Annotated in this window: 15 protein-coding genes; 7 read left to right on the top strand and 8 right to left on the bottom strand. The window is 57.2% G+C overall.

What is annotated here, in order from left to right; genetic code table 11:
• Positions 1 to 89: 89 nt before the first annotated feature.
• From OQH67_RS04635 to OQH67_RS04650, 4 genes are all read right to left on the bottom strand, one after another.
• Complete coding sequence (locus OQH67_RS04635) at positions 90 to 743, bottom strand: GDSL-type esterase/lipase family protein (protein ID WP_215435464.1); 654 nt, start codon at positions 741 to 743, stop codon at positions 90 to 92.
• A gap of 159 nt (positions 744 to 902) precedes the next feature.
• Positions 903 to 1,469, bottom strand: coding sequence for an elongation factor P (gene efp / locus OQH67_RS04640; RefSeq protein WP_067569176.1), 567 nt, complete (start codon positions 1,467 to 1,469; stop codon positions 903 to 905).
• Positions 1,470 to 1,591: 122 nt separating this feature from the next.
• Positions 1,592 to 2,050, bottom strand: coding sequence for an ACT domain-containing protein (locus tag OQH67_RS04645; RefSeq protein WP_067569173.1), 459 nt, complete (start codon positions 2,048 to 2,050; stop codon positions 1,592 to 1,594).
• A 29-nt stretch (positions 2,051 to 2,079) separates the two neighbouring features.
• The gene (locus OQH67_RS04650) at positions 2,080 to 3,336 is read right to left on the bottom strand and encodes an aspartate aminotransferase family protein (protein WP_215435465.1); all 1,257 of its coding nucleotides are present in this window, start codon (positions 3,334 to 3,336) and stop codon (positions 2,080 to 2,082) included.
• Between the two features lie 195 nt (positions 3,337 to 3,531).
• On the opposite strand from OQH67_RS04650, the gene mscL reads away from it, so the two are divergent.
• On the top strand, positions 3,532 to 3,945 hold the full coding sequence (gene mscL / locus OQH67_RS04655; protein ID WP_215435466.1) for a large conductance mechanosensitive channel protein MscL: 414 nt from the start codon (positions 3,532 to 3,534) through the stop codon (positions 3,943 to 3,945).
• Between the two features lie 85 nt (positions 3,946 to 4,030).
• Entirely contained in the window at positions 4,031 to 5,191 is a 1,161-nt protein-coding gene (locus tag OQH67_RS04660) for an alkaline phosphatase (protein WP_215435467.1), read from the top strand.
• A 26-nt stretch (positions 5,192 to 5,217) separates the two neighbouring features.
• On the opposite strand, the gene OQH67_RS04665 is transcribed toward OQH67_RS04660, so the two are convergent.
• Positions 5,218 to 6,384, bottom strand: a complete 1,167-nt coding sequence (locus OQH67_RS04665) for an MFS transporter (protein ID WP_215435468.1) — start codon at positions 6,382 to 6,384, stop codon at positions 5,218 to 5,220.
• A 158-nt stretch (positions 6,385 to 6,542) separates the two neighbouring features.
• Here OQH67_RS04665 and OQH67_RS04670 point away from each other — a divergent pair, with 158 nt between their 5' ends.
• Together OQH67_RS04670 and OQH67_RS04675 are read left to right on the top strand one after the other, a co-directional pair.
• Complete coding sequence (locus OQH67_RS04670; protein WP_215435469.1) at positions 6,543 to 8,195, top strand: beta-N-acetylhexosaminidase; 1,653 nt, start codon at positions 6,543 to 6,545, stop codon at positions 8,193 to 8,195.
• Positions 8,196 to 8,284: 89 nt separating this feature from the next.
• Complete coding sequence (locus tag OQH67_RS04675; RefSeq protein ID WP_215435470.1) at positions 8,285 to 9,439, top strand: M42 family metallopeptidase; 1,155 nt, start codon at positions 8,285 to 8,287, stop codon at positions 9,437 to 9,439.
• 232 nt (positions 9,440 to 9,671) lie between these two features.
• On the opposite strand, the gene OQH67_RS04680 is transcribed toward OQH67_RS04675, so the two are convergent.
• Complete coding sequence (locus OQH67_RS04680; protein ID WP_130084178.1) at positions 9,672 to 10,172, bottom strand: hypothetical protein; 501 nt, start codon at positions 10,170 to 10,172, stop codon at positions 9,672 to 9,674.
• Positions 10,173 to 10,376: 204 nt separating this feature from the next.
• On the opposite strand from OQH67_RS04680, the gene OQH67_RS04685 reads away from it, so the two are divergent.
• Complete coding sequence (locus OQH67_RS04685) at positions 10,377 to 10,925, top strand: rubrerythrin family protein (RefSeq protein ID WP_215435471.1); 549 nt, start codon at positions 10,377 to 10,379, stop codon at positions 10,923 to 10,925.
• A 116-nt stretch (positions 10,926 to 11,041) separates the two neighbouring features.
• Here the strand turns inward: OQH67_RS04685 and OQH67_RS04690 are convergent, their stop codons facing one another.
• Together OQH67_RS04690 and OQH67_RS04695 are read right to left on the bottom strand one after the other, a co-directional pair.
• Positions 11,042 to 11,470 carry an EMC3/TMCO1 family protein gene (locus tag OQH67_RS04690; protein ID WP_215435472.1) on the bottom strand — a complete coding sequence of 143 codons (429 nt, stop codon included), beginning with the start codon at positions 11,468 to 11,470 and terminating at the stop codon, positions 11,042 to 11,044.
• 303 nt (positions 11,471 to 11,773) lie between these two features.
• Positions 11,774 to 12,253, bottom strand: a complete 480-nt coding sequence (locus OQH67_RS04695) for a hypothetical protein (RefSeq protein ID WP_215435473.1) — start codon at positions 12,251 to 12,253, stop codon at positions 11,774 to 11,776.
• A 57-nt stretch (positions 12,254 to 12,310) separates the two neighbouring features.
• Here OQH67_RS04695 and OQH67_RS04700 point away from each other — a divergent pair, with 57 nt between their 5' ends.
• Both OQH67_RS04700 and OQH67_RS04705 read left to right on the top strand, forming a co-directional pair.
• Positions 12,311 to 13,078, top strand: coding sequence for a tetratricopeptide repeat protein (locus OQH67_RS04700; protein ID WP_215435474.1), 768 nt, complete (start codon positions 12,311 to 12,313; stop codon positions 13,076 to 13,078).
• 113 nt (positions 13,079 to 13,191) lie between these two features.
• Positions 13,192 to 14,916: a phosphoethanolamine transferase gene (locus OQH67_RS04705; RefSeq protein WP_215711648.1), complete on the top strand. Its 1,725-nt coding sequence runs from the start codon at positions 13,192 to 13,194 to the stop codon at positions 14,914 to 14,916.
• Positions 14,917 to 14,931: the final 15 nt, after the last annotated feature.

Below are 14,931 nucleotides of genomic sequence, written 5' to 3' on the forward strand. Positions count from 1 at the left end.
AGAACACGGTCCCGGAATTTCTCCCTTCAGGAGCGTTACCACACTGCCAGGAGGCGTGAAAATCTTTTAAAATACCCGGCAGGCAGTCTCTATTCCGCGGCCTTCCCCTTGAGAACCAGGAGAATGTGTTCCGCCATGAGGGCGTGCCCCTCCGCGTTGGGGTGTACGCCGTCCACCAGCAGGCCCTCCTTGTCCTTCATGACCTTGTTGAGGTCGATCACCTTGGAATTGGTGCTTTTGGCCACTTGCCGGATAAGCGGAATGACTTCCCTGGAAATGCGCTCCCTGCTGATGCCGCCTTCCCGGGCCTCCTGGGACGGGATGGGTAGCAGGCAATACACCTTCAACCTGGGATTTTCCTTCCTGAACTCCGCGATCACCTCCTTGTAATTGTCCGCAAAATCGGTCTTGTGCTTCCAATTCACTTCCTTGCTGTCATTGGTTCCCAGACCGATCAGCAACATGCCGGGTTTGAATGCCAGAGCGTCACGGTAAGCCTTTTCCCGCGTGATGGGCCGGTCGCCCTTGAACAGCAGGCAGCGGGCGGACACGCCAAAATTTCCGACTTCCGCCTTCTTGCCCAAAGCTTTGGCCACGCGCGACACCCAGCAATCCTCCTTCCTGACCAGCATTCCGGCGGTAATGCTGTCCCCCAGGCACGCAATCCGGACCGGAGACGCGCCATATGCCGGAATCAGCGCGTACCACATGCAAATCCATAATAAAATGATCAACTTTTTCATGGCCGGAAACCTGTGATGAAAATGGTGTAACGCAAGCAGGGACGGATGTAAAGGAATCGGGCCGCCCGGCTTCTGGTCTTTCCGGCGTTTTGCCGCGGACATAAAAAGCCCTTCCCGGCGGAAATCGGCCGGAAAGGGCTTTTTAAGAAAAAAGAACGCTTAGTTCACGCGGCCCAGGTAGGAACCGTCTTCCGTCTTTACGGAAATCTTTTCGCCGGGCTTGATGAACAGGGGAACCTGCACAACTAGGCCGGTGGTCATGGTGGCGGACTTGTAAACGTTGTTGGCGCTGTCACCCTTGATCCCTTCCGGGGCTTCCGCCACTTCCATCGTGATGGAGGCGGGCAGTTCCACGGAAACGACCGTTTCATCAGTGAAAAGCAGAATGTAAATATTGCCTTCCATCAGGTAATCCTTCACGGGCTCTACGATGTCCGGAGACACGGTGATATCCTCATACGTATCGGGATTCATGAAATGGTAGCCCATGCCGTCAATATAGCTGAACTCATACTCCTCACGGGCAAGGTTCACGCCTTCCAGTGATTCATTGGAAGTCAGGCGAAGGTTGTACACTTTTTTGGTGGAAATGCTGCGGATGCTCATTTGCACATAGGAAGCCATGCGGGGGGGGCACTTGTGCTCCATGCTGACTACAACGCAAACGTCATTGTTATGATTAACCGCGTGTCCCTTGCGAAGATTGATTACGGGTACTTTTGCCATGCGGCCCGTAACATACCATGTTTTCCCTCTCCGTCAAGCTGAAAAAACCCGTCAACCCCTTGATCCGCTTGGGTGAAACGCTCTTCCGTCATGACGGAAAAACCGCCCCCTGCCATGTAATTCTAACGGCTGAGATCCTGCTGGAAAAGCACTTTGATGCCGGAGGAATTCAAAACCGTGCGTCCGAAATTCATGTCATCCACATGCAAGGCTATCAGGGACACCCCGGCAACGCGCGGCAGCAGGGGATACACGAAATTGACGTTCATCTCCGCCGAATACAGAACATCCAAACACCTCTTGAGGTCCGCGGGACCGTGGCGCAGAGCCGCCACCAGGACGTCGGAATCCGTGTAGCAGATGCCCTTCTCCAGAAAAATCTCGGAAGTCCGTTCCGGATCGCTCACCACCAGCCGGGCGATTGTCGCTTCATGGCAGTCATGCATGCTGAACCCCAGGCAGAAAATACCGTGCATGTCCAGCAGGCCCAAAAGGGCGGACAAGGCCCCCACCCGGTTCTGGAGCATCACGGAAAACTGCTTGACCGTACTGCCGGGCGGTTGAATGGCTTCATCCTGCATGACTGCGAAAAAACGGGTTGGAACTCTCTTTACTTCACGTACGTCTTGAGCACGCGCCTGATGATGGCGAGCGCCTGCTGAACCTCCTCTTCACTGACGTTCAGGGGGGGCAGAAGGCGCACCGTTTCCGGTCCGGCGGGAACGGAAAGCAAACCTTCCTGCCGCAGGGACTCCACAACGACGGAGGCAATTGTCTTGCCTTCCGGCGCGTCCACCATTTCCGGATTCAGGCCGATGCCCAGCAGCAGCCCCAATCCGCGCACCCCCTGCACCACGGGCAGGTTCCAGGACTCTATCTCCGCACGGATTTCCGTACCCAGCCGGTGGGCGCGTTCCGGCAGCCCTTCGGAAACGACTTCCCGGAGAACGGCCAGGCTGACCGTGGCGGCAAGAGGATTGCCGCCGTAAGTGGAACCGTGGGAGCCGGGGTCCATGATGGAGGAAAGCTCCGTGCCGCTCTCGTCAATGGCGCGGTCGGAAATCCAGAAGCCGCCGATCGGGAAGCCGCCGCCCAGGGCTTTTGCCCAGGAAACGCCGTCCGGCTCCACGTCCGGGGCCACAGCGCGCCATCCCATGATATTGCCGCAGCGGCCAAAGCCGCACTGGACTTCGTCAATCAGTAAAAGAAGGTCATGCTCCCTGCATAGCTCAGCCAGCCCGCGCAGGAACTCCGGCGTCACGGAATTGACGCCGCCCTCGCCCTGAACGGGTTCCAACAGGAACGCGACCGTTTCCGGGCTGATGGCCTCGCGCGCCGTCTCCAAATCATTGAAGGGCAGGTGCCGGAACCCCGGCAACATCGGATCAAAGCCGATCTTGATCTTGTCCTGCCCCGTGGCGGACATGCTGCCCAAGGTTCTGCCGTGGAAGGACTTGTTGAACGTAAGCACCTCAAAGCGCGGTTTGCCGTCCGGCTGGGGGCGCCGGTGGCCATAGCGGCGCGCCACCTTGATCAGCCCGTCATTGGACTCCGCCCCGCTGTTGGAGAAAAACACCTTTCCCGGACGCTCCACGCACTTGGTCACGATGAACTCCGCCAGATCCGCCTGCTGGGGAATCTGGTACAGGTTGGAACAGTGCACCAGCGTGGCGGCCTGCTTCTGCAGGGCCTGTGTGACAACGGGATGACAATGCCCTAGCACGCAGGTGGCGATGCCGGCACAGAAATCCAGATAGCACTTGCCCGTGCTGTCCCACAGACGGGCGCCTTCTCCGCGAACGGCTGCCATGGGATAGCGGCCATAAGTGTGAAGTACGTACTGGTTGAATTTCTCTTCTGTATTCATGGAGGTGAGGTTGAATAATGCCTCTGTAGTTTGCGCTTCTGGCCCCGTCTGTAAATGATTTTTTTAGGACCCACGTCATGATTTGCACATTTTATCCGGAACGGAAGTCATATCTCTGTTCAGGGCAGGATTTGATTTTTCTTTTCTTTTATCCGCATCACATCAAAATAAATCCATCAACAGCACCAGTCCACTATGGCACATTTTCTTAACCCCAAGGGATTCCTGGAAGAATTCAAGGCTTTTGCGCTGAAAGGCAACGTCATTGACCTGGCCGTGGCCGTCGTCATTGGCGGCGCGTTCAATAAAATCGTCTCCGTATTCGTTTCCAGCATCATCACGCCCATCATCGGCTACCTCACGTCCGGCGTGAACCTTGCGTTCCTGACCCTCAAGCTGGGAGACGTGGAACTCCGGTACGGAGAACTGCTCCAGGCTACCATTGACTTCCTGATCATCGCCTTCTCCATCTTCCTCGCCATCAAACTGATCGGTGCCATGCACCGCAAGCAGGCGGAAACACCCGCCGCGCCCGCACCCAAGCCGGATGACGTCGTCCTGCTGGAACAAATCCGCGACATTCTTCAGAAACAGACGGAAACCAAATAGGCATTCCGCCGCCCGTGCCGGCTCTTGACGGAACCGGCGCCTTTTTCCCCTTTACTTGTCCGCTCCATGGCGGGAAAGTGGAGGCATGACTCTCCTGTTGCGTGTCCTGGCCTGTGCCCTGCTGCTTGTTCCGCCCCAGCTTCCGGCGGCGGATACGCAGAGTTTTATATCGGAAAAGCCCTACCCTGTGGCGAACATCCGGGAGCCGGAACAGCACTTGCCCGTCAACAACGTCATCCTGATGATCGGGGACGGCATGGGCATCCACCACCTTTCCGCGGCGTGGGCCGCCAACCGGGGACGCCTGTTCATTGAAAACTGCCCGGTGACGGGCATTGCGAAAACCTGGTGCCGGGACAAGCTGGTCACGGACTCGGCCGCGGCGGGAACCGCCATGGCGACGGGGACCAAGACACTTTACAAAAGGGTGGCCACATGTCCGGAGGGCAACAAGCTGGACTCCCTGATCGACAAGGCGAAAGACATGGAAAAGTCAACGGGCGTGGTCGTCACCTGCGAACTGAATGACGCCACCCCGGCAGCCTTCTGCGCCAATAATGAAAAAAGATCCGACTCCTACGGCATCATCGGCGACTATCCACGCTCCCGTGCCGACTTCATCTTCGGCGGCGGAAGCAAATATTTTACCCAGAGGCCGGACGGGAGGGACATCTTCAAGGAAATGGGGGCCCTGGGCTATAAAATCGCCCGTTCCTGGGAGGAAGCCGCCGCCCTGCCGCCGGGAAAAACGCTCGCCGTCGTAGCTCCGGGGAACCTGCCCCCTCCCGGCAAAAGGGGCGCCGTACTCCGCCAGGCCACGCTGAAAGCCCTGGAAACCCTCTCCCGCAACCCCAGGGGATTCTTCCTGATGGTGGAAGGCTCCAACATCGACAAGGCGGCCCACCATGGCAAACTGGCGGAAATGATGGAGGAAATCTTCGACTTTGACCGGACGGCGGGAACAGTGCTGGAATGGGCGGCGCGTCATCCCGGCACGCTGGTGGTTATCACGGCGGACCACAACACCGGCGCTTTCTCCCTTTCCGGGGGCAATCTGGAAAAAGGGGAAATCACGGCCTTGTTCTCTTCCGGCAACCATGACGGAGTGGCCGTTCCCGTTTACGCCTTCGGCTCCGGAAGCGGCGCCTTCACCGGCATCTATGAAAACACGGACATTTTCCGCAAAATCATGGCGGCCATGAAAGGGGAGGAAAACAAGGCTGTTCCCGTCAAAAAAGACTCTTGAGCAGTCTGCCTTCTTCCTGCTGCCCGCTATGCTTCGCCCTTCCGTGGCGGCGCATCCATGTGCCGCGCCACCAGGCCGGCTCCGGCCGTAGCCAGGCCGCCTATCAGGAATACGGCCTGCGGACCGCCCGTGCTCATCCAGATCAGGCCGCCCAAAACGCCGTAGGAAATGGAGGCCACATGGTTGATGGCCAGCCCTGTGTAAATACTGGGCGTGATCTCCTCCGGCCTCTCGCAAATGCGGGCCACATACGTGCTGCGGGCCATGCCGAGCGCAAACAGCAGGTTATCCAGAACGAAACAGGTGGTCACTACCGCCACGGCCCAGTGCGAAGGCAGCAGCCCGGGGGCAAACGCGTAAGCCAGGCACAGCAGGGACAGTGCAATGCTGTCGAAAATCGTGACATTCCTCTCCCCGAACCTCTTGATACTCCACCCGATCAAAGGCTGCGTTCCCAGACCGACCACTCCGGCAATCAGCAGGGTCTTCCCGATATGCTCCGGAGACTGACCCAGCGTACTGACCATCAGCCAGAACCCGAATGTAAGATACAGCTGCTTGCGGATGCCGTGCAAAATCTCCAGCCCGTAATAAACGGTGTACCTGCGCTTGAAAACAAAACATTCCCGCCACCCGCGGCGCTTGGGAAACACGGGCGTCTTCACCCGGCTCAGGAGCACGGCCGCCAGCAGGCACACGCCGCCCATGATGAAAAAATCCACGGCAAAGGACTGGTTGAACTTCCACTTGATCCAGACGCATAAAGCCCCCAGCAGAGAAGCCGCCGTGCCGAGCGCCTTCATCTGCCCCAGCCTCAGGCTACGGTTCTCGGGCCGCGCCGTATGAATCACGATGGTATCGATCATCCCCATCAGAACGTGCTGGCCCAGGCTCACCGTCAGAATCCACGCGGACAAAACCCACAGCCCGGTTCCGGGACCGCACAGGGCCAGCGCATACATACCGCCGAACATCAGCAGGCAGGCCACGCCGGCCATGCGCACCTCATTGAACATGAAAAGCATGCCGACCACAAACAGGGAAAGGATGCCGGGCAGCTCCCGCGGCAGTTCGATAAACCCGCGCATCTCCACGTCCAGATGCTGGGCGTCCCGCAGGAAATTGCTGAACACCAAATCATACACGCCACTCCCGAACTGCCCCAGGAACAGGGCCAGCAGCACAAACACCATCCTCTTTCTGATGCGGGGGAAGCGGCATCACTCATAGCGGCAGGATACTCTCACAGGCCTCCGGCAGGAGCAACCGCTTTTTCGGCCCCTTCCGCCAGGTTCCCGCAGGAAAAATGCACGGCAAAGAAATATTCTTAAGGAAATTCCGTACTTAGATCATGAATCTCAGGCATCTTTTCCTCACTGCTTCATCCACCGCGGCCCCTTTCTGCTGGGGCGCCCCTTCCGCCCCCGTCCGGGAGGCTCCCTGCATCATTCCGCGGCCCGCTTCACTGGAATTCAAGGCCGGACAGCCCGGTTTTGCGCTGAAAGACGGCGGCGTGAAACTTCCGGCGGGGCACCCCCTTTCCGTACAGGCGGAGCGCCTTTTCCGGGAAAACGGCGTCAAAACGGCAATGGTTGAACAGGGCGCGGACATTGCCTTTACGGAAGACAAATCCCTGGGCGGCGAAGGCTACCGCCTGACCGTCACCCTGGATTCCATCTCCATTGACTGCGGCGCGGCCAACGGCGGCCTCCATGCCCTGCAAAGCCTCATGCAGAGCATCGTCAAAGACGGCGGCGGCGCTCCTGCATTGGCCGCGCTGGAGGTAAGGGACCAGCCCCGCTTCTCCTGGCGCGGCATCATGATGGACAGTTGCCGCCACATGATGCCCGTGCGGGACATCAAGAAAGTGCTGGACCTGATGTCCAGGTACAAATTCAACATCCTGCACTGGCACCTGACGGACGACCAGGGATGGAGGCTTCCCGTTGCCAAATACCCCAGGCTCACGGAAACAGGGGGGACCCGTGCGCAATCTCCCGTGACCGGCAACCGCAGCAAGCCGGACGGCAAGCCCTATTCCGGTCATTACACGGCGGAGGAAATCAGGGACGTGGTCCAGTACGCAAAGGACCGGGGTATCACCGTCATTCCGGAGGTGGAACTGCCCGGGCATGCCTCCGCAGCTATCGCCGCCTATCCGGAGCTGGGAAACGCGGACATCCCGGATTACGCCCCGAAAGTGCAGGAAACCTGGGGAGTCCACCCCTACACGTTCGCCCCCACGGAAAAAACCTTCCGCTTTCTGGAAGACGTCATTGACGAAGTGTGCCGCCTGTTCCCAGACAGTCCGTACATCCACATCGGCGGGGATGAAGCCCCCAAGGACCAGTGGAAGCAATCCCCCACGGCTCAACAAGTCATGAAAGACAAGGGCCTGAAAAATGAGCACGAGCTCCAGAGCTACTTCGTCAGAAGGGTGGAAAAAATGATCAACGCCCACGGCAAAAGGCTGATCGGCTGGGATGAAATCCAGGAAGGGGGGCTTTCCCCGACCGCCACCATGATGGTCTGGCGAAGCTGGATGCCGAACAGCGCCAGGCATGCCCTGGAACAGGGCAACGACATCGTGATGACACCCAACAGCCACCTGTACTTTGACTATGACCAGGGACCCGGAAAACCCGCCGCCGCGGAATACGAAACCATCAACAACGACTCTCTCACCTGGCAGCACGTGTACTCCCTGGAACCCGTCCCACCGGGGACGCCGAAAGCCCGGGAAAAACAGGTCCTGGGCTGCCAGGCCAACGTCTGGGCGGAATACATCCCCAACCTGCCGAAGTGGGAATACCAGGTTTTTCCCCGCGCTCTGGCGCTGGCGGAAGTAGCCTGGACGCCGCGCGAATTGAAGAACGAGCAGGACTTCCGGCTACGGCTGGAACGCCAGCTCCCGTTCCTGGACGCCCGCGGCGTGAACTACAAGAGGCCGGACAACGGCGCCCCCGCACGCCCGGATGCCGTCATCACCCGGGAACTCCGCTGAATCCGGGAGAAAACCATGCCGTGCGGCCCTCCCCGAGGCCGCATTATGGACTAGCCAAGCCCCAGGAAAACCATTACATTGGCGGCATTATGAATTTGGAACTGCTTCGTCAGGTTTGCGCAACTCCGGGCGCTCCGGGGTTTGAAGACAAAATCCGCGACTTCATCATTCAGGAAGTGGCGCCCCTCGTAGACGCCATACGCGTGGACAACATGGGCAGCGTGATCGCCATTGTGGAAGGCAAGGATACGGAAAAAACCATGATGGCCGCCGCCCACATGGACGAAATCGGCTTCATGGTCCGCCACATCGACGACAAAGGGTTCATCAAATTCCTGCCCCTGGGCGGATTTGACGCCAAGACGCTGACCGCCCAGCGCGTGATCGTACACGGGAAAAAGGACCTCATCGGCGTCATGGGCGTCAAGCCCATCCATGTGATGTCCCCCGCGGAACGCACCAAGCTTCCGGAAGTGACCGACTTTTTCATCGATCTGGGCATGAGCAAGGAAGAAGTGGAAAAATACGTCTCCGTGGGCGACTCCGTCACCCGCGAACGGGATCTGGTGGAAATGGGCGACTGCGTGAACGTCAAATCCCTGGACAACCGCGCCGGATGCTACGTACTCATTGAAGCCCTCCGCGCCATCAAGGCTTCCAAAAAGAAACCCTCCTGCAACTTCGTGGCCGCATTCACCGTGCAGGAGGAAGTGGGCCTGAGAGGCGCGCAGGCCGGCACGCTGGACATCCTGCCGGACTTCTCCATCGCGCTGGACGTCACCATCGCCTGCGACATTCCCGGCACCCCGGCGCACGACCAGGTCTCCCGCCTGGGCGAAGGCGCGGCCATCAAGCTCTATGACGGCTCCATCATCGCGGACCGCCGCATGGTGCAGTTCATGAAAGCCACCGCGGAAGCCAACAAGATCAAATGGCAGGTGGAAATGCTGCCCGCAGGCGGAACGGACGCCGGAGCCATGCAGAAATTCGTGCCCGGCGGCTCCATCGCCGGCGCCATCTCCGTTCCCACCCGCAACGTCCACCAGGTCATTGAAATGGCCAGCAAGAGCGACTTGGACGCGGCCGTGGACCTGCTGGCCGCCTGCGCCATGAATGTGGACAAGTGGGACTGGTCCTGGAACTCCGTCAATCAATGCCAGAGCGTCTGCGACAAACCGGCCAAGGCATCCAAGGCCGCTGCCAAGACCGGCAAAGCCGCCGCCAAGAAAAAGAAGGCCAAGTAAAGCCAGTCTTTGATACATCCCTGAACAGCAGGCCGCACCCGGGAACGGATGCGGCCTGTTTCATGGGAAAGCTTGTCCGCATAATTACGGAAAACGTGCATGACCGGCAGCGCCATGTCTCCATAAACCGGGTCTGACATTTCCCTTCCCCTTCGGCGGCATGCCGCAACCGGCAAAAAAATCTCCCGGCATCCTGAAAGACACCGGGAGCGAATCAATGAGAAAAGGAAAATTACTTGGCGGCGGGAGCCGGTGCAGGAGTAGGAGCGGGAGCCGGCGCGGCATCCACTTCCACTTCTTCTTCCTCTACTTCAACGCCTTCTTCCGGACCGGAAGCGCCGGTCTTCTTCATGGCGTCCTTCAGAGCCTGGCTGCCGAAGAAATCGGCCTGCTGCAAGCGCTGCATGTCAGTCATCATGCCCATGAAAATAGGCAGAAGTTCGGCCTGGCGGGCCTGCATGGCGGCGTCCACCTGGTCCGCCAATTTCTGGGCGTCCTTGGAAAGGGCTTCGCCCTTTTCATTGATCTTCGCCATCTTTTCAGCGGCCGCATCTGCGGTGGCCTTGTCCTTTACCGTGCTGAGCGTAGCGGACATTTCCTTCATCAATGCCAGCATCTGGTCTGCGGCTTCCTTCGCTTCCTTGGAAACTTCAGCGGCCGGTGCTGCCGGCTCCGCAGGCGTTTCAGCAGCCGGCGCGGGGGCCGGAGCCGGGGCATCCTGGGCGGAAGCCATACCTGCAAATGCCAGGGCACATGCTGAACTAATTGTTACAATGCTCTTCATAGCGTTCTCCTTGTACAGGCTCTCCATGTCTGCGTCAATGCCTCATTGCGTTACGGCTCCCTCTGATGCCGCAGAAAACGTGTTTTGCAATTTTTTCAAGCTCCCGGGCTTTTTCAGTTGCATCTTTTTAGAATTATTATAAATTTAATTCCGATGACCAAGACCATAGAAAATCTGAAAGCCGCCATTATTGGCGAAAGCACCGCCTCCGCCACTTATGCGGCCTATGCAGCCAAAGCTGCTCAAGAAGGGCAGCCTCTCATCCAGAAACTGTTTGAAGCCGCTTCCAAGGCTGAATCCGTCCATGCCGCCAACCACAACAAGGTACTGGAAAAACTCGGAGCCAACATGGACCCCTTTGACATTCAGATTCATGTAGGCTCCACGGCGGAAAACCTGAAAGCCGCCATCGCCGGGGAAACTCATGAATTTGAAAGCATGTATCCGGAATTTATCGCCGCAGCGGAGGAAGAAGGACAGAAGGCCGCCGTCCGTTCCTTCACCTGGGCCACGGAAGCGGAAAAGGAACATGCCGAATTTTACGCAGCCGCCCTCCAGGCCCTGGAAAACGGAGACACCAGCGCCCTGCCCGGACAATACTGGATCTGCCTTGTGTGCGGGGACACCTTCAAATCTCTGGAAGGTGTGGAAGCCTGCCCCCTCTGCGGCACCAAGGCTGAAAAATTCCTCGTCATTGGATAAACTCCGCTTGAGCACCGGAGACCTTCCATGACATTGCAAAACCGCCCGGGTTATTCCCGGGCGGTTTTTTACACCGGCTTCCGCAATACACGCGGGCCGGAAAAGAGCAAGAGTTTCTATTTAGCGAACTTTTTCTGCAGATTCTGCGAATATTGTTCCAGTGCCTCCTGCTGCTCCTTCTTCAGCTCCTCCACCTTCTTCAGGTCGCCGGCCTTCTGGGCAGCCTCGATTTTCTTTGCAAACTCTACCTGAATCTTGCCTTGATCAACGAGATTCAAATCCTTGGCTACGGAGAACAAATACCCTCCGGTAGCTATCCCGCCGGCAATCATGCCCACGACGATCATGATGATGCCGAACATAGTAGCCTTTTTGCATACGGCGATAATGGCACATACGATGGATACTACCGCAAGCAGAATACCGATAAGGGCCGCCATCATGCCGAACCATGGAAGCACCACGGCCAGCACGGCACAAGCGACCGTAATACCTTTAAGGACTCCAGAACATTGACAGGCAACAGGTTGGTTTTGAGTTTCCATATGTCTCCTATATACCTTGCCGCAGCTGATTGTCAATCATTGCCAAAGAATCTCAGATAAAAAATTCCAACATCATCCGGTTTACGGAATTTCGGGTAAATAATGCCGGTAGCCGGAAATTTGCTCCTGTGCAGCCACAGCTGCGGCCTCTTCCATGAAACTCCACTTGCAAGCAAATCCGGCAAAACCTGTTTATCTCCCTTTCCCATGTGTACCAGGCGTCCTGACAGATACGGAGGGCATCATCCCCATTAAAGATGGGCTTGCAGAAATGAAAAAGCAGTGCTAATGGGTGGAAATCAACTAATCCCAATAATGAAAAAAATCTTCCTCATACTGACTATTTGCTGTCTGTGGCTGTGTACTGTCGCCGCCGATGAAACTTGGCTGCAGGATATGGAAAAGGCAAAACAAGCTGCGCAAAATGATGGCAAGGATATCCTGGTGCTTTACCAAATCGGGGAATACCCCCTGTTCAGCGACGAAAATCCGGAGCCCTTGTTCCATTCCATTCACTTCACAAATGCCGCACGCCGCAACTACATTCTGGTGGAGCAGCAAATGCCCCTGTCCGACCCGGAGGATTCCCCCTCCACCGTCATCGTTTTTTGTGATGCCTCCAGCCGCCCCTACTACAGTTTCTCCGGTGAATGGACCATGGGAATGGACTGGGTCCTGGAAGAATTGGTTATTGCGGCCGAGCGCAAACCCGTCATCCAGAAAATTCTTCAATCCCTGGACAGGCAGCCCGGCAAAAATCCGGATTTCCGCCTCATCGGACAATTATTCCTGTCCATGCCTGACGGAATAGAACAATTCCATGCTTCCTACCGCAACTGGATGGAAGAAACGCTGAAAAACGACGGCGAAGATTCCAGCGGATTAAAAAAACGCGCTCGCCGTATTGAGCAGATGAACCAGCTTTTGAGTGAACTTCTCAAAATCATCTCCAACGCAGAAAACATGGAACAGCTGCAATCATTCCTCCAGCCTTATCAAACACGGCTCAATGCCTCTCCTGTAGTAAAGCAGTTCCTGGAATCTTACCTGGCTGTGGAACCATACATCCACCCCCTGAAAAAGGACCCCTCCTTCCTGGATTCATTTCTACAAGAGCCAGTGGAAAAAGTGCAGGCCCGAATTATTTCCATTTCTCCCCATTCCAAAATGTCCCGTTACCTGCGTACGCATGCCTGGGACAATATCCGCATGGGGGCAGAGATTTTCAAATTGGACGACACTTATAAAAATAATCCGTCACTAGCCCTTCAACGTCTGGAAAAATCTTTCTCCAAATACACCTCTTATGCATCCCGTCAGTTGCTGCTGTTGCTCAAAGGCCGTTTTTTTGCGGAACAAGGAGAGTGGGACAAAGCCCGGCAGGCTTTGAACCAGGCAATCCCCATGGACCCTCTTTCCGGCAATGCCGGGGAAGCCAAAAAACTGCTTCAATCACTTTCCTCCAACCGGGTGCGTCTGCAGGAACTTTTTTATTTGAAACGTCGGGGAAACCAGGAAATAGATGACGAATGGGATAAACTATTGCTCATAGAAACGTCAGGAAATGTATTTTTCAATTTTTCCACCTTTGACGAATACTTCAATTAGATAAACCCTCGCCTCCATTAAATTCATTCCGGCATAATTCTGCTTGAGCCTCGTTCCTGAGGCCTTACAATAACTTCTTTCCGGGGCGGAAGGAACCCCGCCCCGTTCATCTGATGGCAATACCCCGGACAACTACCGACTCTCCGGCACGGCACCTTGCAAAACAACACGTATGGACGGCGGTTTTGCAGGCTTTGCGTGCCGCGTTCATACCCCGCCGCATGCGCTGCCTGTGGACGGCCAGCCTCGTAGCGGCGCTGGTGGTCAATCCATATGTACTCAATGACGGTCAAAGCGTGCTGATGAGCTGCATGGGGATTGTCTGCTCCGCCAGCCTGCTCTGCGGCGTCATCCTGCTTTGCCTGAAATACCGCTTCACGGCTTACGCCGTTCTTCCGGCCGTCATCCTGTTCAATGCGGGCCTGTACATGATGCAAATGCGGTACGGAGTGACCCTGAGCCTCTCCGTCCTGGCCAGCATCGCAGAGACCAATTTCCAGGAAGCCTGCGCCTTCTGCACGGTCGGGTCCATAGCGGGAACGCTGCTGCTGGCCGGCTTTATCTACCTGGCCATTTACTGGAGCCGCCGTTCCCTTCACCAGACGGCCACATGGCCCGCCCTTGCCTGCATCTGGGGCCTTTACGGCGTTTCCCTTCTTTTGAGTATTCCGGCCGTCTCCTGCAGCGCGGAACCCCTCTACCTCTATTATACTTCCGACAAGGCGAAGGGCTGGCCGCTGGTAGATTTTGTAATGGCCCACAAGCTGGTCAACGAATACGTCGCAAATGACGCCAGGCAGTTCAACATGCTCCGGGAGCTTCCGTCCTGCGCGGAGCCGCTTTCCCACTGTGATGCACCGGACAATCTGGTCGTCGTCTTCCACATGGGCGAGAGTGTCCGGGCCGACCATCTCCCCCTGAACGGCTACCACCGCAACACAATGCCACTGCTCTCCCGTGAGCCCAACGTCGTATCCTTCCCCCACGCCACCTCCTTCGGCATCGTTACGCGCATTTCCGCCATCGGCATGTTTACGGATGCGGAACTGGAGCGGCGCCAGCCCGGCCATTCCTCCTTCATTGACCTTTTCAACAAGCACGGCTTCAAATCCATCCGCATCATGGACCTGAACGGGGATTCCGTACACGACTATTCCCTGGGCATCCTGACCCGGAACTGCCGGGTGCAGAAACAAACGCCGCCGCTTCACCGGACACCGGACATGATGCAGGAGCGCACTTCCCTGGTAATGGAGGGATGCCTGGAAGAGTACGGGAACGCCAGACAACTGTACGTCATTTACAACGAGGGCAGCCACATGGCGTTTTCCTATCCGGAAAAAGCCGCCCGTTTCACTCCGGCCCGCTGCAACATGGACGACCCCAAGGCGCATCTGGACGAAACGATCAATGCCTACGACAATTCCATCGTGGACCTTGACGCCTCCGTGCACCGCATGATCAGTCGCCTGAAAGACCGGCCCGCCATTTATTTCTACTGTTCCGACCACGGCGTGGCCCTGGGAGAAAAAGGAAAAATGTTCCAGGGCCACACGCTCCCCTGCGTTTACCGCCCTGCCATGTTCGTCTGGTATTCGGACGCTTTCGCCGCGCGTTACCCGGACATGGTGCGCGCCCTGAAGGCCAACCGCCTGAAAGCCGTTTCACACGACCATATTTTCCATACCCTCCTGTCCCTGGCGGCCATCCGCTCAGAGACCGTGCGGCCGGAATTGAACCTGGCCGCCCCGCGGGCAAAGGAAACCGCCGTTCCCATCCAGCCGGAAGTGCTGGCAGACTGGCAGCCGTTCGCAACGGCCACGGCAGCCGGCCTGTGAAGGAAACCACGACAT

Origin of the sequence: Akkermansia biwaensis (assembly GCF_026072915.1) — a bacterium.
GTDB classification, from domain to species: Bacteria; Verrucomicrobiota; Verrucomicrobiia; order Verrucomicrobiales; family Akkermansiaceae; genus Akkermansia; species Akkermansia biwaensis.

Coding starts and splice junctions, on each gene's coding strand:
- OQH67_RS04635 (WP_215435464.1), bottom strand. CDS start 743: ATGAAAAAGTTGATCATTTTATTATGGATTTGCATGTGGTACGCGCTG.
- efp (WP_067569176.1), bottom strand. CDS start 1,469: ATGGCAAAAGTACCCGTAATCAATCTTCGCAAGGGACACGCGGTTAAT.
- OQH67_RS04645 (WP_067569173.1), bottom strand. CDS start 2,050: ATGCAGGATGAAGCCATTCAACCGCCCGGCAGTACGGTCAAGCAGTTT.
- OQH67_RS04650 (WP_215435465.1), bottom strand. CDS start 3,336: ATGAATACAGAAGAGAAATTCAACCAGTACGTACTTCACACTTATGGC.
- mscL (WP_215435466.1), top strand. CDS start 3,532: ATGGCACATTTTCTTAACCCCAAGGGATTCCTGGAAGAATTCAAGGCT.
- OQH67_RS04660 (WP_215435467.1), top strand. CDS start 4,031: ATGACTCTCCTGTTGCGTGTCCTGGCCTGTGCCCTGCTGCTTGTTCCG.
- OQH67_RS04665 (WP_215435468.1), bottom strand. CDS start 6,384: ATGGTGTTTGTGCTGCTGGCCCTGTTCCTGGGGCAGTTCGGGAGTGGC.
- OQH67_RS04670 (WP_215435469.1), top strand. CDS start 6,543: ATGAATCTCAGGCATCTTTTCCTCACTGCTTCATCCACCGCGGCCCCT.
- OQH67_RS04675 (WP_215435470.1), top strand. CDS start 8,285: ATGAATTTGGAACTGCTTCGTCAGGTTTGCGCAACTCCGGGCGCTCCG.
- OQH67_RS04680 (WP_130084178.1), bottom strand. CDS start 10,172: ATGGCTTCCGCCCAGGATGCCCCGGCTCCGGCCCCCGCGCCGGCTGCT.
- OQH67_RS04685 (WP_215435471.1), top strand. CDS start 10,377: ATGACCAAGACCATAGAAAATCTGAAAGCCGCCATTATTGGCGAAAGC.
- OQH67_RS04690 (WP_215435472.1), bottom strand. CDS start 11,470: ATGGAAACTCAAAACCAACCTGTTGCCTGTCAATGTTCTGGAGTCCTT.
- OQH67_RS04700 (WP_215435474.1), top strand. CDS start 12,311: ATGGAAGAAACGCTGAAAAACGACGGCGAAGATTCCAGCGGATTAAAA.
- OQH67_RS04705 (WP_215711648.1), top strand. CDS start 13,192: ATGGCAATACCCCGGACAACTACCGACTCTCCGGCACGGCACCTTGCA.